Raw genomic sequence first — 18,749 nt, forward strand, 5'->3', positions numbered from 1 at the left:
GTCCGGCCTGGTCCGGGCACTGTCCGGGCCCTGGGCCCGATCTGTCGGCTCCGCCGTTAGATTTACACTCCCTCCACCGACTCCGTCGGCGGACCGTCATGGCGTCGAGGCTAGCTGCGGTAATCGACGAAGAGCTCGTAGAAGCCCGAGTAGTTCGAGTAAGCGCAGTACCAGCGGGAGTACCCGCTCTGGTTGCCGGCGAAGTTGCACTCGAACTGCCAGCGGTATGAGCCGTAGTATTCGTACGCCTGGCTGGTCGATGGCGTGTTGATGGAGACTGCGGCGCTGGCGGACGGCTTGGCTTGGATTGGTGCGGCCTGCGCGGGTGCGCCGAGGACGCCGAGGGCCATGACGGCCCCCAGCGCCGCACCAGTCAGAGCGTGACGGGTACGCATGATCGACTCCTCATCTACCGAGTTTATGGTGCTGGCTGCACTATGTGCGGCGAAGGCATGCGCGGTCCGACAGCCCCGGGCCCGTGTAGCCGGCCCGGGGGCTGTCGGGCTCCCCCGTACTTGCATCACCAGGTTCGGGCGGTGGGTCGGGCAGGTCGACTCGTTTCGGGCTGACCCGAAACGACCCTCGTCGGCAAGACTTCTTCGGGTGACCTTACGGATCCACTTCACGGCTGAGGACCTGACCCGCACCCGCCTGGCCTCGGGGATACGACCGCTGCTGGAACTGGATATAGGTATCCGGTTGTTGCAGGAACGAAGTCATCCCGTGCGGTTCGACGCATGGCGACGGCGGGCGGCGCCGCGTCTGCAGCCGCAGCTGGCACCGCTGTTCGACCTCATCCCGGCGCTCGGACCGTCCGCGGATTTCCTGGACCTGAGCCGCCCCGAGAGCCCGGACGACTTCCGGGAAAGGCTCAGCTCGACGCCGGCGCGCCGCGTTGCCGAGGACCTGGAGCTGTGGGTCTCAGGCCTTCCCCACGTGCCCCGAGCAGTGCGGCAGCTGAGACAGGACGCCGCGCTCGTCCCTCATCTGGCCCAGGCCGTGCACACGGCGCACGAGCTGCTCGTCGCACCGTACTGGCCTCGCATTGAGCAGCTCGCCAGTGGGGACCGGGCCCTGCGCTTGGGACAGTTGGCCGAACACGGCGTCGAGCGCCTGCTGAGCGAGCTCAACCCTCGCTACATCACCTGGTCATCGCCCGTGCTGCATCTGACGACGGCCTCCAACCGCGACGGCGACATCCACCTCGCGGGACGCGGACTGCTTCTCGTTCCGACAGTGTTCGGCGCCCACTACCCGGCCTACGACCATCCCGACGACGGCCAGCCCTGGATCACCTTCCCCGTCAGGGACAGCGCGCACGCCACCACAGCCCCGGCCGTCGTCACCGCCGGAACCCTGAGCAACGCCCCGTCGTCCCTGCGCGCACTGCTCGGCCGCACCCGCGCAACGGTCTTGTGGGTGATAGCCGAACACACCGGATGTACCACCACCCAACTGGCGGCACACGCCGGCATCTCCCCCGCGAGCGCCAGCGAACATGCGAGCGTACTGCGCAAGGCGGGACTGACCAGCCTCACCCGAGACGGAAAAACCGCCCGCCACGCCATCAGCCCCTCTGGTCGAATCCTTCTGAACTCCGCCGGCGTGTGACCTTGCCCGATGTCGCTGGCGTTTTTACTGCCGGTCAAGGTGACGGGAGTGCCGTCCTCGTAAGCGGCTGCGAACCGGGACGAGGCCAAGGCCATAGCGATCGAGCCGTGGGCGCGCACATTCCAAGTCCTGCACATCGTCCGCCGGCTACGCGACGACTTAAGCGAGACGGAGCGCCGCGCCCGGGACACGGAGCGCATCAAGCGCGCCGGAGTGTGGCCGGGCGTCTCCCTCAGGGAGGCGGAAGAGCTGTACGCCAAGGCAACGGCCGAGAAGCGCCGCGCCGGGCAGCGGAAGAAGCGACCACCCGGACGCTGTTACGTTGTTGGGTGGGTAGCTGTCTGATGGTGCATCGTGGTGTGGTGGAGCCGGTTCCGGGTGCTCAGGCCGTGGCGGGGAGGCCGGCGACTCCGGTGATCTGCTCCCAGATTGCAAAGCGGACGGTCATTTCGGCGCGGTAGTGGTATGCGGGCATCAGATGGCGGCAGGGCGGGAAGTGAGGCGAGATGCCGCTGAACGCGGACAGAAACCGCTGGGCTCCGCCCACGGAGCGGTAGTTTTTCACCGCCCGTTCGCGCTGCCTCGTTGGCTGGTGGCTGTTCTCCGCCCTGTTGTTCAGGCCCTTGTGTGAGCGGTGCTCCACGGAGGGCATGACCTCACGGTGGGCGGCGCCGTGTAGGAGCGGAGATTGTCGGTGATGATCACTCTGGGCACCGTGCGGGTCTTCTTGAAGAGCCTGCGGAAGAAGCGTCGGGCTGCGGCCTTGTCCCGCCGGTTCTGCACGAGGATGTCGAGGACGTGCCCGTCCTGGTTGACGGCCCGCCACAGATACCGCGACCGACCGTTGATCTTGATGAAGACCTCGTCGAGGTGCCACTTGTCTCTGGGCTGGGGCTGCCGGCGGCGCAGGGCGTTGGCGTAAATCTGCCCGAACTTGCCGCACCAGCGGCGGATCGTCTCGTGGGAGACGACGATCCCGCGCTCAAGCATGAGCTCCTCGACCTCGCGGAACGACAGCGGGAAGCGGAAGTACAACCACACGCAGTGGGAGATGACCTCGACCGGGTACCGGTGCCCCTTGTACGACAGCGACGCACTCCCCACAGACGATCCTTCCCAGCCCGATCAACCCGAAGATCATCCCATCGGTCAGCCAACGTGACAGCGCCTGTAGGGGCCACGTGTCAGCGCTCAATGTCCGGGCCGCTGCTGGCTGGGACACTCAGCGTTCGAGGGGGATCGAACGACTTGGAAACAGTTGTTTCCAGGCGGCTACCGGCTGGTGGCTGGCACTGTCCTTCAACTGCGAAGTTAGTCGTGTGCGGCACGCGACCCGGACTGACTGAGCGGAGTGTTAGGGCCTGTTGATTCTCGTCGCGGCCTCGCTTCTGAAAGATCGCCTCAACGCGATTGGGCTGACCGGGAGTTGTCCGTGCCCGTGTGCTGGAGTACCAGGACGGCCACATCGTCGTCGGATTCCGGCGTGACGCCTGCTGAGCGGACCAGTCGGTCGCAGATCACTTGGGGACTGCCTGTCGCGTCCTCCAGCGCCCGCTCCAGGGATGCGATGCCCTCCTCCAAGTCCTCATCGCGGCGTGCGACCAGGCCGTCCGTGTAGAGGACGGCGGTGGAGCCGGGGCTCAGGGCGATCGAGCCGGATGTGTGCATCCAGCCGCCGGTGCCGAGCGGGGGTCCGGTCGGTTCGTCGGCGCGCTGGACGGTGCCGTGCTCGTCGCGGACGAGGATGGGCAGATGGACGGCGTAAACGCAGGTGGCGATCTGGTCGGCATCAATCCCGGCGGTGAGGCCGTCGAGGAGTCGGAGGACGTCGTGCGGGGGGAGGTCGAGGCGCGCGTAGGCCCGTACGGCCGTACGGAGCTGTCCCATGACCGCCGCCGCCCGCACGCCTCGTCCCATGACGTCGCCAATGGCAAGGACGGTGCGTCTGCCGCCGAGGGTGATCACGTCGTACCAGCCGCCGCCGTGGCAGCCGAGCAGATGAAGCCCCCGTCGGCTCCGGTGGCGTCGGGGTGCAGCGTGAATCAGGGCTGAAGGAGGGCGCCTACCCTCACACCGTGGCAGCACGCATCGCGTTGCAGATCGGCTTCTACTCCCCCCAGCGTTGGGCCGGGAACATCACGTGCCCGGCCCTGGTCCAGATCGTCGCGCAGGACGCGATCATTCCCAAGCGCGTCGCCGAACGGGCAGCAGGCAAGATGCGGCACTCGACCGTCCGCGGCGATGTATCCGCGGCGGGATTCGTAGAGGTTGACGACGATGCCCAGGTAGTCGATGACGACTTGAAGGTCGCCGCGGAGGTCGTCGATCTGGGTAGTGAGTAGTCCGTAGGCTTCGGCGGAACTGTCTTCGGCCTGGTCCCGATGAGGGCTCCGGACTGGCCGGGGAGAGGGGGGCTTCAGCCACCAACTGCCGCCCCACCGCCCACTGGTAGCAGGCCGGCACTAGGATCTTCGGCATGGCGAAGGGCAAGGTGCAGCGGCGGGCGCGGAAGATCCTGGGCGAGGAACCCGTGGCCTTGGTCTGGTGTGAGATCCACAAGCCCATCCCCGTACCGCCCAAGGACGTTCACCGTGCCGCAGGCAAAGGACGTCTGAAATCGCGCCACCACTGGTTGTGGTACGCCGGGGCTGTGGTGTTCTTCTTCGTGGTCGTACCGATGATCTTGTTGGGGCATCTCGGCCGTAGACTTGACCAACTGCTGTCGGGACGGAACCGTCGCGGACAATCCGGACAGCCGCGAACTCCGCCCGACACACAGCGTTCCGGCCGTGGCCGCTCTCGTGAGAGGGATCGCGGGCAGGACCCGACCAACGGGGTCTTCGACGGGGACTGGAATTTGACCGCGGGCCAGCTGCTGCTGCGTTGGTACGGGTACTCGCCCAGCCCGAAGCGCCTGGTCATGCTGACCCGCGACCGCATCTGCGTGGCAGCGTCCCCTCGCCGTCGGCTGTCGCCGACCAAGGCCGACGATTTCCGGACCGTCACGGAGTTCCCCCTCGGCCAAGCCCGGATCGAGAGTGAGGCGGGCCAGCCGCGCGGGTACGCCACCTTCCGGCTCGCGTTCGCCGACGGTTCCTGGCTGGAGATGGGCCGACTCGGCGAGCCGGAAGACGCCGATCACTTTCTGCGCACGGTCAGCGGCTGATCAACCCTTCCGGCTGCCCCGGCCGCTCAGTCCTCTTCGCCCTCGAAGCCCCCACCCCCGTCAACAACCAGCAAGACCCCGCCCAAGCCCCAATCAGACAGATCGGCGTCGGCGAAGACCAGGAACAGCAGAAGCTCCGACTCCGGGGCATGGATCAACAACCAGCGCAGCCGGACCGCCGCCCTGTCCCCGGATCGGGTGGAACAGCTCTCCGCCATCGGCATGCGCTGGTAGTGATGGGCGTCGTCGTTACCGGGGTCGCCGCGCTCGCGGCGAGCTATCGTCTCGGGCGGCTGCGTCCGTGGCAGCGCCTGGGCGGCTGGGCGGCTGATTGGATTCGCCTCACCGGGCTGTGCGTTCGGGGCGGTGCTGGACGGAGTCCAGTTCCCTCAGCCGGGTCACCAGCAGGCCGGCTTCCTCAGGTTCCGTGCGGATCCCGAAGACGTCGTCGAGCAGCTGGGGCACCTCGTGGGGCCTGACGGTTTCCGTCACCTGGTCCCGGCCCGGGCGTTCCGTCGTCCAGACCAGCGCGTCCAGCGTGTCGTACCGGTCCGTGCCCCGCCGCTGGATGTACGGGCGGGTGACGAACGGGGAGCGGTCATGCGTGGCCACGAAGTGGTTGCCGACCGCGTAGTCGACAGGGTATTGGGGGGTTTCGGTGAAGACCTGCCGCACTACCCATCCTTCTGGCCCTTTCGAATCGTCCTTGCGATGGTGCACCGCCCAGCCTGGGGAGCCGTGAGTGATGTCCTGCCAGTGCAGTAGGTACGGCCACGGGTCCGCTTGGCTGCGGCCGCCGTCGACCAGTTCGATGGGCTCCAGAGGGCTGTCGCCGAAGCCGATGTCGTTCAGCCAGCGTGTGCCGTCCAGGTCCACGATCAGCATCGCGTGGGTCGCTGGGCGGGGGTTGGTGGAGTCCGCGCCCAGCTGCACCCGGCCGGAGACGGCGGTGAAGCGGAACCCGAGCTTCTCCAGCGCGGCGGCGAAGAGCACGACGTGCTCGTAGCAATAGCCGCCCCGGCCCCGGCGTACCAGCTTGTCCTGGACCGAGGGAACGTCGAGCCGCACCTGGCGGTACAGGAAACTGTCGAGGGTGTCCCAGCGCACGGTCAGTACGTGTGCACGCTGCAGGGCGCGCAGTGTCTCGAGAGTGGGCGTCCGATCGCCCTCATACCCGAGGTGGGCGAGGTAGGCGTCGAGGTCGAGGTGTTCGCTGCTCCACATGTTGGGGTCAACTTCATGGCTCTCGGTCGCTATTCCATGTCCGGGGCGTCTGGTGATCGGACACCTCCGCCACTGCCTTCGGACCTGGCAGCCACTCGACGAGCAACTCGCCTTCGCGCCGCTGGCTCTGTCTCCGGAAGCGTCAGGTGCTCAAAGATGATCCCGGCTGGTGTCGGGCTCAATCGGAGGCCGGCACCGCAGACCTCAGGCCGAGCCACTGATCGGCGTGCCAGGCCCGAAACCGTTCCACTTCGGTGAACCCCAGCTTCGCAGCGAGACGCATCGAACGGACGTTGGCCGTCTGAGTGGCGAGCACCACCAGCTCACCTGGAAGGACGTCTTCGAGCCAGTCCAGTGCCGCCGCGCACGCCTCGGCGGCATACCCGGATCCCCACGCCCGTGGCAGGAACAGGTAGCCGAGATCCACCTTCCCCACGGCAGCGGGGCATCGGTGCTCCGTTGCTCTCCTGAGCAGGACCTGGCCGATCATCGACCCGTCGAGATCGACGACGAAACTCCCAGGCCGCCAACCGGGCACCTCGGGCAACTCACGCTCAATCTCGTCACGCGGGCGGGGACCGCCGAGATAGCTGTGCACCTCCGACGAGGCGTGCAGCTCGATGAACGACGCACGGTCCCGGGCCTCGGGCTCACGCAGCACGAGCCTCTCGGTCTTGATCGGTGCAGGCGGCCACGCAACAGGTCCCAGATCATCCATGTCGGCCAGCCCATCAGCGGCCTCGGCAGCGGTCAAGACTCGTGGTCCCACGTGACTTCTTATCCCCCAGTTATCCCCCAGAGACGTCTCAGTGGGTCGAGCGGGAAGGCGTGGACCGACCCGCGCCAAGGGGTCACAGCGAGCGCCTCGCCGTCGACGGCGAGGCGGTGCCGACGGTCGTGAAGTGCCGTGTGCCGTCTTCCCAGCAGGGAACCATCTGGGCATGTACCACCCCACGACAGCCGCGAGACCGCGAAGCACCACGCGCGATGCGATCCGCTCAGTCTTGGCTGTCGTCATCGAGCGGACGCAGGCAGCGCCGGGCCTCCTCCAGCCGCACGTCATAGTCGGGGAAGAACAGCGCGGGCAGCATCTTGTCCAACTGCCCGGCGATCCGATGGATTGGTGCCCATGCCGCCGGATCGTCGACCGTGTTGCTGAGATCAGTCATCTGCAACCGTTCCAACCAGCCCGACAGGATCGTCGCTTCGTCGCGGGTGAGCTTGATGATGACCTCTGGCTCTTCCAACCCAGCCCCACCCCTTCTGACAGACGACTCAACCTTCGACGACACAACCTACCGATCGCCAACTCCTCGAGATCGACCAGCCTTCACAGGGGCCGGACACGTGCCGTTACCTCTCATCGACATTCCCGAGCCGGTTGACCGCCAACTGCCTCCGCAACCCATCGACAAACGCTGTTCCTGGAGATGAACGATCACCACACGCTGGTACGACCACATCAAGACCCCCACCAGCGCTGGCACACACGCCTGAACCGGCGTACCGCCGCCAACCCCCACATCCCCACCGGGCCCGCGTCCCCCGCCCTGACCTGCCGGGAACTGATCACCTACCCGGAAACCGTCATCCTCGCCGCGGCCCTCGACCACCTGCCCCTATCCCCTGCCACGCGCCGAACAGGCCGCCTTCGTCCACCACCTCGCCAGCCGCCTGCACCTGCCCCGCCTCACGCCCGCCGCCCACGACCTGCTCCGGACACGCCTGACCACCCGCTGAAAGCCAGCCCCGCCGGCTCCCGCGCCCACAGGCGAGTCACTCACCCTGCGCAAACCAACGCCCCGCTCGACTCACTGCGCCGCCCCGCAGCGGCGCAGCCCGCCCGGGTGAGCGCAGGTGGCCCGGCCTCCGGTCAGGCGGGCGGACCGCCCGCCTGCTGGGAGCAGCGGCGGGCCACCGGATGACATCACCCCGCCGCGCGTACCCCGGCCGACGTCGCCCCCTGAGCCCCTTCCCTCGGCTCTTCACCGCGCCGCCGGGTGCGGCGCCGGTTCGCCTGCCGGTACCGCACTGCCCCTCTCGCACTTCACCCGCGCCACCTCGGGGGGCGCTGGTTCGCCTGCCAGCGTCCCGCTGCCTCCCCTGCCGTCCTGGCCCGGGCTGTGGTCTTGATCGAGACTCTCGGCCACAGCCACGTCCTGCGTACCGCCGGTGTGTGAGGCGGGCCAGGGCGAGGCGGGTCAGGACACGGTGCACGGTGGCGGGCACCAGGTGCGGCACGTGAGCGATGCGGGCCGCTCCCCAGCGGCGCAGGACGCGGACCTTGATGATCCGGTGCGCGGGTCGGGGTCCGGTGTGGGCTGGTGCGCGGGCGGGAGGTGCGGGCGCGCATGCCGGCCTCGCCGAAGGCCCGGTAGCGGTCGGCCCTGCGCCGGGCGGTGGTCGGTGAGACCTGGAAACGCTCGGCGGCCCGGCGCAGGGGCCAGCCGTCCTCGACGACGCAGCGGGCCAGCCGCAGGCGTTCGGTCTCGGTCAGGGGTGCATTAACGGTGAGGCACGAGGGCCTTTCTGGTCGGTGTAGACGTCGCAATCCACGCCGAACCCGGAAGGCCCTCACCTGTTGAAGATCCCTCAGCCGAGACCTGGCTCACTCGGCCACAACCTCGAGACAGAACACCTAGGAGATCCTGCCACTCAAGGAGATTTCACCACAATCCTGAGCCATGAATCCGGACGTGGGTATGAAGCGCATGCAGCCGTGGCCGCCAACATGCACGAGTTCGTCAAGCGTCGGTGAGAAGGGGGTCATACGCGGTGTTCCTGCGGCGGCCGGACATGAAGGAAAGGAAGTCGCCCACGAAGGCGCTGCGGCCGTAGGTGCCGTCTGTGGTGGTGAGGTCACGGTGGAAGGCGGTGCGGAAGAGCGCCCGGTATTCGTCCGCGTTGATGGTCCCGCTGCCGTCCTTGTCGGTGGCGTCGAAGAGCACCTCGGCAACGCGGATGAGCGCGGGACCGGCGAGGGAGGGTACGGCGGCGGCGTACTCGTCGGCGCTGACACGGCCGTCGCCGTCGGTGTCGAGGGCGGCCTGGAGTTCGCGCCACCAGGCGGCGAAGGCGTCGTAGAGCCGGGTCTCCTCGGGTTCGTCCAGGTCGAGGCGGGTGGCCAGTTCGCGTGCCGTGGCGGCGAGGTCGGGCCAGTCGAGGTGGCCGTCGCCGGTCTGGTCCAGCACCTGGTGGAAGAACTCCTCCGCCGAGCGCCGGCCCCCTTCCGTGGCCGCCGTGGCGGTCGGGGCCGGGTCGGGTCCGGTGTCACCGCTCAGTGGTGTGACGAGGCGGAGCAGGGCCGACGCCCGCTTCACGCGGGCGCGCAGCGCGCTCACGGTCCGGGCGCGGGGGTCGTCGCTGTCGGGCGGGAGGGAGAGGGTCTCGATAACGCTTTCGGCGTCGATCCAGCCCTCGGGCAGGAAACGGGTGAGGCCGGCGGCGAGGTAGGCGCCCTGCATGAGGGTCGGGGCGCCGGGCGTCTCGGGCAGGCCGGCCTTGCGCCGGTAGGGCTCGGGGAGTGAGGCGACGGTGATCGCGCCGAGGAGCGGGCCGACGAGGGCCCGGCCGGCCGCCCACAGTGTCGGCGCGCCGTCGAGCAGTGCCGGGGCGGGCAGGTGGTCGAAGAGCCGGAAGAGGATGACGCGGGCCGCCTCGGTGTCCTCCAGTTCGTCCTCGACAACCCGGTCGAAGTACCGCCAGAAGTCGTTCAGGTCTAGGGGGAGTTCGCCGGCGTCGCCGTCGAGCGCGGCGAGGAAGGTGCGGTACTCGGCGTACATGCGCTCCATGGTGTCCTGGTCGAGCGGCTGACCGCTCAGCCGGCACATGGTGACGGCGCTCTCGAAGAGGGTGGCGACCACCCAGGCGCGGGCCGCGCGGTCCATGGCGTCGTAGGCGCGGCCGCGGGAGTCGGAGCCGCTCATGCGGGCGTGCAGCCGGTTGAGCCGGGCGGCCTCCCGTTCGCGTACCGCCGGGTCGGGGTCGAACATGCGCCGCATGCTGAGAAAGGTGTTGCGCAGTCGGCGCCAGGGATGGGCGACGAAGGTGGAGTTCTCGGCGAGGGCGGCGCCGACCTGCGGGTGGGCGGCCTCCAGCACGGTGGCGCGGATTATGGCGAGCGCCCAGCGCGGGTCGTCGAAGAAGGCGCGGAACTGCGGTTGCGTGCGGAACAGGGGTGCCTGGTCGGCCGTCCCGGTGGTTCCGGTCGTCATGACGTGTCTCCGTTCGTCTGGGGCGGCACTCCGCCGAAGCGGCGGTCACGGCGCCGGTAGGTGTGCAGGCAGGCGAGGAAGTCGGGGGCCCGGAAGTCTGGCCAGAGCACGTCGGGGAAGACCCACTCGGCGTAGGCGACCTGCCAGAGCATGAAGTTGGAGATGCGTTGCTCGCCGGAGGTTCGGATGACGAGGTCAACGTCGGGGGTGTCGGGGAACGGCAGGTGGTCTGCGAAGAGCCGCTCGGTCACCTCATCGGCGGGTGTCCCGTTGCGAATCAGCGACTTGGCGGCCTGGACGATGTCTCGGCGTCCGCCGTGGTCGAAAGCGACGGTGAGTGTCATCCCCTGGTTGTCGGCGGTCAGCGTCGCCAGATCGTCGAAGTCCTGGGCCAGTTCCCGGGGGATGCGCGGGTCGGCGGCCCCGAGGAAGCGGCAGCGGATGCCGCGGGCGAGAAGCAGCGGTGCGTGCTTGCGCACAACCCGGCGGACCAGGCGCATCAGGTAGTCGACCTCGGTGCCGGGGCGGTTCCAGTTTTCGGTGGAGAAGGCGTACAGGCTGAGCCACTCGACTCCGGCCGCCCGGGCCGCCTCGATGATGTCGATGACGGTGGTTTCGGCAGCCCGATGGCCCGCCGTTCGTGGGAGGGAACGCAGCTGAGCCCAGCGGCCGTTGCCGTCCATCACGCAGGCTACGTGCCGCGGCACCGCACGCGCCGGCCCATCGTCCCGCCGCTGCTCGTTGCCGTACTGTCGCCCACCCGCCCCGTCTCCTGTTGCCGTGCGTGCGCGATGGACGCCGTGATCCGTCACACCCGGCCCCGTTTCGCCCGGAGCGGCGTGGTCGGCCCTGCCCCGCTCGGTCACGCCCACCCCGTATCCCCCATACGCACACCCCACCGCAGCGTTCTCTCCCAGGAGTCTGACGGCATGGAAGGGCCCTGACCGGCCGAACGGTGGGTTGTCACCCCTGGCTCAGATATCCGATTCCCTTCGCCACCGGCAGCTACCTCCAATGGCCACGATCCACACCCTCATCCGCCTTTGCCCTTCCCCGTCTCCCGTCTCCGCCGCTCTCACCGGCCAGGGCCAGGGCCAGGCTCAGAACAGCCGCCATTCGAACGCCACCGGCGGATCACCGACCACCTGAGCGAACAAAGCCGCCTGCCCACCCCCGACCCCGGCATCGTCCGGCCGGACGACTGCCCCGACATGGACCTGCTGGAGAGGCAGATCCGCACCGCCCTGCAACAGCCACCCCGCAAGGCCGTCCACCTCGCCACCCACCCGGCCTCCGACCTCGCAGCTCTGTTCACGAGCTCGGACAGCAGTTGTTCACCGCTTCGGGAAGCGATTGGATCAGGGCGGGGCCGATGTTCGTGAAAACGGGAGGCACCTGAGCCGGAGCCTCCACCCGCTCCGGGAGCGAAACGCCGGAGGGGGCTGTCGTGGACTGGTCGATGTCGCTGCTCGGTTTCGCCTCGGGGCTGCTGATATCCATGGCCACGGCGCCCGTGGGCGTCTCCGGAGCGGTCTACCTGCTGCCTGTCCAGGTGAGCGTGCTGGGCGTCCCGAGCCCGGCGGTGACACCGACGAACCTGCTCTACAACGTCGTGGCCGGCCCCGGTGCGCTCCTCCGCTACTGGCGGGCCGGTCGCCTCGGCGGGCCGCTGACCCGTCTGCTGATCGCCGGGACCCTGCCCGGCGTCGTCCTGGGCGCCCTGATCCGCGTCTTCGCCGTCCCTGGGCCGCGCGTCTTCCGCCTGCTCGTCGCGGCCCTCCTGTTGCCCCTCGGCCTGTGGCTGGGGCTGCGAACCGTACGTCCGGCACCGGCCCGTGACCCACGGCCGCCCTCGCCACGCGTCACACGAACGCTGGCCCTTCTCGTCGGCGTCGTCGGGGGCATCTACGGGATCGGCGGCGGCTCCCTGCTCGGCCCGGTTCTCGTCGGCCGCGGAACTGCGGTGGTCACCGTCGCCCCCGCAGCTCTCGCCACCACCTTCGTCACCTCCATCGTCGGCGCAGCCACCTACGCACTGCTCGCCCTGACCACCACGGGCGACGTCGCCCCCGCCTGGCTCCTGGGCCTCTCGTGCGGGGCCGGCGGACTCCTCGGCGGATACCTCGGCGCCCACCTCCAGCCCCGTCTGCCCGAAACCGCGCTTCGCCTCCTCCTGGCTGCCCTGGCGACCGGCGTAGGCTCGCTCTACGCGGTGCAGACACTGGGCTGACCACACGGCGATCCAGCCCACGCCGCACGCGGGCGCCGTCAAAGATCATGAACATTCCGCTCCGACGCCATCGGCTCAGCGCCTCCCAGACCCGTGTCGAAGTGCTGCCTCGGCGGCAACGAAGACGAACCCGATGCCAGGGGCGGGGTGATGCTGTGAGCGTTCGCCGACGTCGACCGCGCACCATGGGGCCCGAACGCCTCGCCGCCGAACTCGGCGGCTCCGCACGCCGCCACAACTACGCGCCCGTACCGGCCGTGCGGCAGCGGCAACAACCCCTCCCCCGCCTACTGTTCGTCCTCGACGGCACCGGCCCCACAGGCAGCCAACAACCGCGTAGACGCCCTGCGCGCCGCTGCCAGGCAGCTCCCGCCCGCTTTCCTGCGTGCTGCACCGGTATGACCTCCGATACCGCCTCCCGGTCAGGAGCCGGCCCGGCTGGAGGTACATCACCCGTGGCCACAAGACGGCCGTCATGACGGGCGGGGACCGCGCTCGGCGACGGTCCGTACACGGCACCGGTGCGCTGACCGGTCACGGCCGGGGCCAGGGGGTCATCCTGTCCGGCCTCATGCTGCGGTCGCGGCCGGGGGTAGTGGTCAGGCCGCGTCGAGCCGCCGGTGCCGCCGATAGTGGGTGCGGTGCGTGCTTGCCTGCTGCCTGCCTCCGGGAATCAGGTGCAGGTGCCGACGACGGGCGTGGCGAGGCGGTTCGGTGGTGCGGGCGAGCCATTCCTCGATGCGGCTTGTGAGGTACAGCAGTACGGCGATGCCCGGCAGGAGCAGGCCCGCGATCAGAAGCACTTTCCTCCCCCTTCACGATCGGCGCTCCGCCAACGGGTGCCCGTGCTCGGCCCGGCCACGGGGTACGGGTGTGAAAGTGCTGTGCCTGTTGTTCTGTGGCCTTCACGAGAGGGGGCGTCCCGAGGGGAGGCCGCCGGGGTCGTCGCAGAGGGGCGAGGCGGGCGGTGATGCGCTTGCCGACCGGCTCGCCCCGCGTTTCGAAACTCCGGCAGACGGCCATGACGATCTCCAGGCCGTGCTGCCCGACCCGGCCCGCATCCGCCGCCCAAGCCGTCGGCAGTGCCGGAGCGCAGTCCCCTACCGCCACCTCGACCAATCCCCCGATGACACGCAGGTCCAGCAGGACCGGACCAGGCGCGTACTTAAGGGCGTTGGAGACCAGCTCGCTGACCACCAGCTGCGTCACGTTCAAGGCGCGAGCGGAGACGGCCGGGCCAAGCTCGGTCTGCACCCGGGCGAGGAAGCCGACAGCCCTATGGCGGGCACGGGCGATGTCCGCCCCGTCACCGTCCAACGCCACCGTGTCTGTAGCAGCTGCCCGCACGGCAGGGTTCCGCGAACAGCTTCATAGCCGGCACCGGCCTGACTCTCGACGAACCAGCGACACCATGACGAGCCGAAGTACTGAACGTTTGTCGTTCGCCATGCCGTGCCCGATCTACCGGCCGACCCGTCCGAGTCGCAGGTCTCGGTGGAGGAACCACGCCGTGCCTGCGACGACCGCCCCGCAGACCGTGGGCACGAGCACCCACGGCAGGCCCGTCCACACGGCGGACAGACCCACGACGGCGCAGGTTGCCCCCGTGACGATGAGCAGCCATTTGCCGTACGGGCGCCAGGTGAACAGTCCGGGGTCGCGCGGCCTGGCCAGATGCATCGCACCGAACATCAGCGCCCACGTTGCCAGCAGCCCCGCGAACGTGCCGACGGCGACGATCATCTGGGGCTCGTCGCGGGGCGCGTTGCTGGAGTTCTGCCGGACGTCCCTCTCGGCAACCACCACGACGACGCCGCGCCACACGGTACCCGTGACCCGGTCCCCCCGCTGAAGCCCGCTCAGCACCGGCTCCGTGTCGCCGAACGGCACGACCATCCTCGGGAAGAGCTCCGGGCCGAGCAGGGTCGCCGTTGTCCTCTTGGCGCCGAGCGAGGTGTCTTCAACGGTGAAGGTGATATCCCGCAGGCAGTCCTCCACCCTCAGTGTCACGCTGCGGGCGGGGCACGCCTCGGCCGCGTGGTAATCCCGGTACTGGGCGCGATCGCTGGGCAGCCAGCTGGTGAAGACGAAATGGCAGGTCAGTACGGCGGCCACGGACACGACGATCAGTGCCGCACCCACCACTAGGTTCCGGCCGGCCCGCAGCTGAGGCGGCCGCTGTCCGTCCGCCTCCCATGCGGTACCGCTCCTCGTCGTGGTCATCGCTCGCCTCCCGCAGTCCCCACCGAAAGGCCACCAGCCTGCTCCAGCCCCGATCAAGCAGGCAAGGAGACCGACTGGCAGTCGCAAGCCACTGATCCCTGCCGTATCCGGGCAACATGACCCTTGGACACCCCTGAGGGCTCCGGCCGCGAGAACGGGCAGCGGATGTACACCGGTTCGGGAAGCAGCCGCCGCCCGAAAGGAAATCGAAATTTTGCCCGGTTTCGACAGCAGCACGGGCACGGACAAGTTGCTGCTGGGCGCAATGGCCGGCGACGTCGGGGCCTGCTGCCCCGACCGCATCGGTGCGCCGGCTTCAGGCAGGTGGAGCGGCCCTGCGACGGTGACCATGCCGTCCACCAGTCCGGTTGATCGCGTGCGTGCCAGAGGAGGTCGAACCAGGCGGCGGGTGAGTTCCTCCGCCTTGTGAACCAGGACCGCCTGCATGGTGTCCGGCTCGGACGAGGGCGGAGGACCGGCGAGAGCGGCCGTCGGCGATGCCAGTCGGACTGGTGAAGTGGACGGCGTACCTGAATCCGTCCGGGGTCCGGTACAGGAGGAAGCGGGTCGGCGTCGCGAGGGTGCGCCAGTACGGCCCGCCGTTCGCTCGCCATGCCGGCACGGGTCTGCGCGGACTCACCGCCCATGCGGCGCGTCCGGCGTCACCGGGGACGTAGGCACCCCCCCGACCGTTCGGATAAACCGATGGTCGGGGGCGAGCGTGAGGCGGCAGGATGCTCCGCATGACATTGCCCACCCCCGAGCTGCGCACCGCCCGCCTGCGACTGCGGCCGTTCACCGACGCCGACGCGGCGCCGCTCTACGCGCTGCACAGCAGCACCCACGTGCTGCGTTACTGGGACTCCCCACCGTGGACCGAACCGGCCCGCGCCCAGCGCTTCATCGCGACCTGCCGGACGATCGAGGAGGAAGGCACGGGAGCGCGGGTGGCCGTCGACCGGGTCCTGGACGGCGTGTTCATCGGCTGGTGCGGCCTGACCAACTGGAACCCTGACTTTCGCAGCGCGTCCCTGGGCTACGTCTTCGACGCCGCCGCGTGGGGCCGCGGCTACGCCACGGAGACCGCACACGCCGTCCTGGAGTGGGCGTTCGACACTCTGGACCTCAACCGCGTCCAGGCCGAGACCGACACCCGCAACGTGGCGTCCGCCCGAGTCCTGGAGAAACTCGGCTTCGTCCGCGAAGGCACCCTCCGCGAGGACTGCGTCGTCAACGGCGATGTCTCCGACTCCTGGATCTTCGGCCTCCTCCGCCGTGAGTTGAGCGTGCTGACCGATGTCCAATAGGCCAGGATCGAGCGCCTGTGCCTGACCGGGCTCCTCGTGGAGGAGGAAGGCAACGTGATCACCGACAGGTGACCGCTGCAATCGCCCGGAAGACCGGCAGCGTCTGCAATCGACCCGGCCCCGGCGGCGGAGCATGCGTCTGACCGTCGCCGTCTTGGTGCGGGTCAGTTTCCAGCACTGCCGCTGTCGCCACCCGCGCCGAACCCACCCGGCCGCGGCTGCCGTGCGGCGTCGTACCGGGCCGCGAACGCGACCTTCATCGAGCACCAGGCGCCCATCGGCCTCGCACAGGCTGGGGCGGGGGCCTGGTCGCCTCGGTGGACGGGATGCGGTTCGTCGTCCCCGTGCCATCCGTGTATGCGCGGCCAAACGCGAAGTACTTCGCGCGCCGGAGCGGCGCGACCTGGCTGAACTTGACCAACGACCAGGGGGCGGGCCTGGGCGGAAAAGTCGTGGCCGGCACTCCGCGCGACTCGCTGTACGTGCTGGACGTCCTCTACGACCGTGACGGCGGCCGCCGCCCGGAGATGATCGTCACCGACACCGCCTGCTACAGCGACATCGTGTCGGGCTGCTGATCCTGGCCGGGTTCGCCTGCGCCCCGCAGCTCGCCGACCTGCCCGACCAGAAGACGTGCGCATCGACCGTACGGCCGGCTACGGCGCCATCCAGGACGCGGCCCGGGGGCCGGATCGACTCGCCCGTATCGAGCGGCGCTAGGAGGACACCCCGCAGATCATCGGCTCCGTCCACACCGGGGCCGTCCGCGCCTACGACGTCCGGATGCTGTCGCGCGACGGGCGGCCCACCCCGCTGGGCGACGCGATCGCCCCCTACGGGCGGATCGCCAAGACCCTGCACATCGTGCGCCTTGCCGACGAGCCCGGCTACCGCCGCCAGATCAAGGTGCGGGCCAACCTCCAGGAAGGCCCCCACGCGCTCGCCCGGAAGATCTCCCACGGCTGGGCCGGGCAGCTCCACCAGCGCTACCAGGGCGGCATGGAGGACCAGATCGGCGCCCTGGGTCTGGTCCTCAACGCCCTGGTGCCGTTCAACACCCGCTACATGGACGACGCCCTGATCAAGCTGCGCGCCGACGGCTTCGAGGTCCGTGACGAGGACGCCGCCCGCCTGTCCCCGTTCGTGCGCCACCACATCAACATGCTGGGCCGGTACTCCTTACAGCTCCCCGGCCTGCCCGGCCTGCCCGGCGGGCTGCGGCCCCTGCGTGCCCCGAACGATCACGACACGGCATCCTCCCTGGGAGGCGGCCGGTTGGGCCGGATGGCGGGCACGCGCGCGTGAGCGCGGCAGAAAGGGGAACCTGCGGCCGAGGCTTCTTTCAGCAGAACCCCGTAAACAGGAGCGGAGACGAGTGATGGCCACGACGACGGACGAGGCCCGTGCCGGCACGGCACAGCCGGCGAGTATCCAGTTGCCGGGCATCGTGCTCGGCGTGGGGCTCGGCGGGTTCGTCGACGGCATTCTGCTGCACCAGCTCCTGCAGTGGCACCACATGCTCACCAGCACCAACCACGACCACATCGGGGTGAAGTACTACAACCCGAAGACGGTGTCCGGCCTGGAGATGAACACCGTATGGGACGGCATCTTCCACACCGTGTGCTGGATCGCCGTCCTACTCGGCCTGGCCATCCTGTACTCGCGTGTCACCCACAACCGCCGCCGGGTGTGGACCTCCCGGGTGCTGTGGGGCTGGGTCCTGGTCGGCTGGGGCCTGTTCAACCTGGTCGAAGGCGTCCTGGACCACCACATCCTGGGCATCCACCACGTCTACGCCGGAGAGGGACAGCTCTGGTGGGACATCGGCTTCCTCGTCCTGGGCGCCCTGCTGGTGGCCTGCGGCTACCTCCTCCAGCGCAGCGGCCAGCCCTTCGACCCGACCGCCCCCACTAGGCGTGAGGCCCGGCGCGCCTGATGGACCACCACCTGCACGATCCCGGGCACGGTGCGGGCAGCAGCCTTCAGTGGCTGCTGCCCGCACTCGTTCTGCCGGCCGTTGCCGGCGCCTACCTCCTGCTCGTACACCGGGCCCGTCGCCGCAACCCCGCCCGGGGTTGGAGCCGGTGGCGGACCGGATGGTTCCTGGCCGGGACCGTCCTGCTCGCCGTCGCGCTGCTGCCGCCCGTGGCGCCCTTCGCCCACGAGGACTTCCGCGGCCACATGACCCAGCACATGCTCATCGGCATGTACGCCCCGCTCGCGCTCGTGCTGGCCGCCCCCGTCACCCTCCTGCTGCGCACCCTGCCCGCGGCCCGGGGACGGCAGCTGACCGCCGTGCTGCACAGCCGGCCCGCCCGCGTGATCGCCCACCCAGCCGTTGCACTGGCCCTGTCCACGGGAAGCCTCGCGGTCCTCTACTTCACCCCCCTCTACAACGCGACCATGGGCAATCCGGCAGCGCACTGGCTGCTGCACGCACACTTCCTGCTGTCGGGATGCCTGTTCGCCTACGTCATCGCCGGCCCCGACCCCGCCCCCTCCCGGCCGGCCGTGCGCGCCCGACTGGTCTACCTCGGCGTCGCCATCGCAGCCCACGCGGTCATCTCCCAGCTGATGTACGGTGGCTTCTGGGTCGACATCCACGCCCCCATCCCCCAGGTGCAGGCAGGCGCGGAGATCATGTACTACGGCGGTGACATCGCCGAGCTGCTCCTGGCCGTCGCCCTGGTCGTCACCTGGCGCCCCGAATCCCGCCGGGCGGCCACCCGTCGGCCCGCCGCTGCCCGGGAAGTGACGGCATCCACCTGACC

General features: G+C 69.4%; 15 protein-coding genes and 5 pseudogenes. 8 read left to right on the top strand and 12 right to left on the bottom strand.

What is annotated here, in order from left to right:
- Positions 1-110: 110 nt before the first annotated feature.
- Entirely contained in the window at positions 111-395 is a 285-nt protein-coding gene (locus IE172_RS24730; RefSeq protein ID WP_190099517.1) for a hypothetical protein, read from the bottom strand.
- 208 nt (positions 396-603) lie between these two features.
- Here IE172_RS24730 and IE172_RS24735 point away from each other — a divergent pair, with 208 nt between their 5' ends.
- Positions 604-1,611: an ArsR/SmtB family transcription factor gene (locus IE172_RS24735; protein WP_190099518.1), complete on the top strand. Its 1,008-nt coding sequence runs from the start codon at positions 604-606 to the stop codon at positions 1,609-1,611.
- A gap of 382 nt (positions 1,612-1,993) precedes the next feature.
- On the opposite strand, the pseudogene IE172_RS24740 reads toward IE172_RS24735, so the two are convergent.
- From IE172_RS24740 to IE172_RS34725, 3 pseudogenes are all read right to left on the bottom strand, one after another.
- Positions 1,994-2,715 (bottom strand): annotated as a pseudogene (locus IE172_RS24740) (IS6 family transposase).
- Between the two features lie 324 nt (positions 2,716-3,039).
- Positions 3,040-3,594, bottom strand: a pseudogene (locus IE172_RS24745) (PP2C family protein-serine/threonine phosphatase); the annotation flags it as partial.
- A gap of 254 nt (positions 3,595-3,848) precedes the next feature.
- Positions 3,849-4,015: pseudogene (locus IE172_RS34725) on the bottom strand (ParA family protein); the annotation flags it as partial.
- Between the two features lie 72 nt (positions 4,016-4,087).
- Between IE172_RS34725 and IE172_RS24755 the strand changes: the two are divergent.
- On the top strand, positions 4,088-4,777 hold the full coding sequence (locus tag IE172_RS24755; RefSeq protein WP_190099520.1) for a hypothetical protein: 690 nt from the start codon (positions 4,088-4,090) through the stop codon (positions 4,775-4,777).
- A 183-nt stretch (positions 4,778-4,960) separates the two neighbouring features.
- Positions 4,961-5,011, top strand: a complete 51-nt coding sequence (locus IE172_RS35575) for a hypothetical protein (RefSeq protein ID WP_498067191.1) — start codon at positions 4,961-4,963, stop codon at positions 5,009-5,011.
- A 108-nt stretch (positions 5,012-5,119) separates the two neighbouring features.
- On the opposite strand, the gene IE172_RS24765 is transcribed toward IE172_RS35575, so the two are convergent.
- The 6 genes and pseudogenes from IE172_RS24765 to uppS all read right to left on the bottom strand — a co-directional run bounded on the left by IE172_RS24765 (position 5,120) and on the right by uppS (position 10,922).
- Entirely contained in the window at positions 5,120-6,001 is an 882-nt protein-coding gene (locus IE172_RS24765) for an arylamine N-acetyltransferase family protein (RefSeq protein ID WP_190099522.1), read from the bottom strand.
- A gap of 178 nt (positions 6,002-6,179) precedes the next feature.
- A complete protein-coding gene (locus tag IE172_RS24770) occupies positions 6,180-6,719 on the bottom strand; it encodes a GNAT family N-acetyltransferase (RefSeq protein ID WP_190099677.1) in 540 nt (179 codons plus the stop codon).
- Between the two features lie 280 nt (positions 6,720-6,999).
- Positions 7,000-7,248: a hypothetical protein gene (locus IE172_RS24775; protein ID WP_190099523.1), complete on the bottom strand. Its 249-nt coding sequence runs from the start codon at positions 7,246-7,248 to the stop codon at positions 7,000-7,002.
- Positions 7,249-8,179: 931 nt separating this feature from the next.
- Positions 8,180-8,552 (bottom strand): annotated as a pseudogene (locus IE172_RS24780) (helix-turn-helix domain-containing protein); the annotation flags it as partial.
- 193 nt (positions 8,553-8,745) lie between these two features.
- Positions 8,746-10,215 carry an oxygenase MpaB family protein gene (locus IE172_RS24785; protein WP_190099524.1) on the bottom strand — a complete coding sequence of 490 codons (1,470 nt, stop codon included), beginning with the start codon at positions 10,213-10,215 and terminating at the stop codon, positions 8,746-8,748.
- Entirely contained in the window at positions 10,212-10,922 is a 711-nt protein-coding gene (gene uppS / locus IE172_RS24790; protein WP_268253489.1) for a polyprenyl diphosphate synthase, read from the bottom strand. The genes IE172_RS24785 and uppS overlap by 4 nt, the downstream gene beginning before the upstream one ends.
- A gap of 740 nt (positions 10,923-11,662) precedes the next feature.
- Here uppS and IE172_RS24795 point away from each other — a divergent pair.
- Positions 11,663-12,445: a TSUP family transporter gene (locus tag IE172_RS24795; RefSeq protein ID WP_190099525.1), complete on the top strand. Its 783-nt coding sequence runs from the start codon at positions 11,663-11,665 to the stop codon at positions 12,443-12,445.
- 599 nt (positions 12,446-13,044) lie between these two features.
- On the opposite strand, the gene IE172_RS24800 is transcribed toward IE172_RS24795, so the two are convergent.
- Together IE172_RS24800 and IE172_RS24805 are read right to left on the bottom strand one after the other, a co-directional pair.
- Positions 13,045-13,248 carry a hypothetical protein gene (locus tag IE172_RS24800; RefSeq protein WP_190099526.1) on the bottom strand — a complete coding sequence of 68 codons (204 nt, stop codon included), beginning with the start codon at positions 13,246-13,248 and terminating at the stop codon, positions 13,045-13,047.
- A 658-nt stretch (positions 13,249-13,906) separates the two neighbouring features.
- On the bottom strand, positions 13,907-14,668 hold the full coding sequence (locus IE172_RS24805) for a hypothetical protein (RefSeq protein ID WP_229886343.1): 762 nt from the start codon (positions 14,666-14,668) through the stop codon (positions 13,907-13,909).
- 743 nt (positions 14,669-15,411) lie between these two features.
- On the opposite strand from IE172_RS24805, the gene IE172_RS24810 reads away from it, so the two are divergent.
- From IE172_RS24810 to IE172_RS24825, 4 genes and pseudogenes are all read left to right on the top strand, one after another.
- On the top strand, positions 15,412-15,975 hold the full coding sequence (locus IE172_RS24810; protein WP_190099528.1) for a GNAT family N-acetyltransferase: 564 nt from the start codon (positions 15,412-15,414) through the stop codon (positions 15,973-15,975).
- 222 nt (positions 15,976-16,197) lie between these two features.
- A pseudogene (locus IE172_RS35360) lies at positions 16,198-17,280 on the top strand (Tn3 family transposase); the annotation flags it as partial.
- Positions 17,281-17,353: 73 nt separating this feature from the next.
- Positions 17,354-17,914, top strand: a complete 561-nt coding sequence (locus IE172_RS24820; protein WP_190099529.1) for a DUF2243 domain-containing protein — start codon at positions 17,354-17,356, stop codon at positions 17,912-17,914.
- A complete protein-coding gene (locus tag IE172_RS24825; RefSeq protein WP_190099530.1) occupies positions 17,914-18,747 on the top strand; it encodes a cytochrome c oxidase assembly protein in 834 nt (277 codons plus the stop codon). The genes IE172_RS24820 and IE172_RS24825 overlap by 1 nt, the downstream gene beginning before the upstream one ends.
- Positions 18,748-18,749 lie beyond the last annotated feature (2 nt).

It is taken from the genome of Streptomyces griseoflavus (assembly GCF_014649995.1).
GTDB classification, from domain to species: Bacteria; Actinomycetota; Actinomycetes; order Streptomycetales; family Streptomycetaceae; genus Streptomyces; species Streptomyces griseoflavus.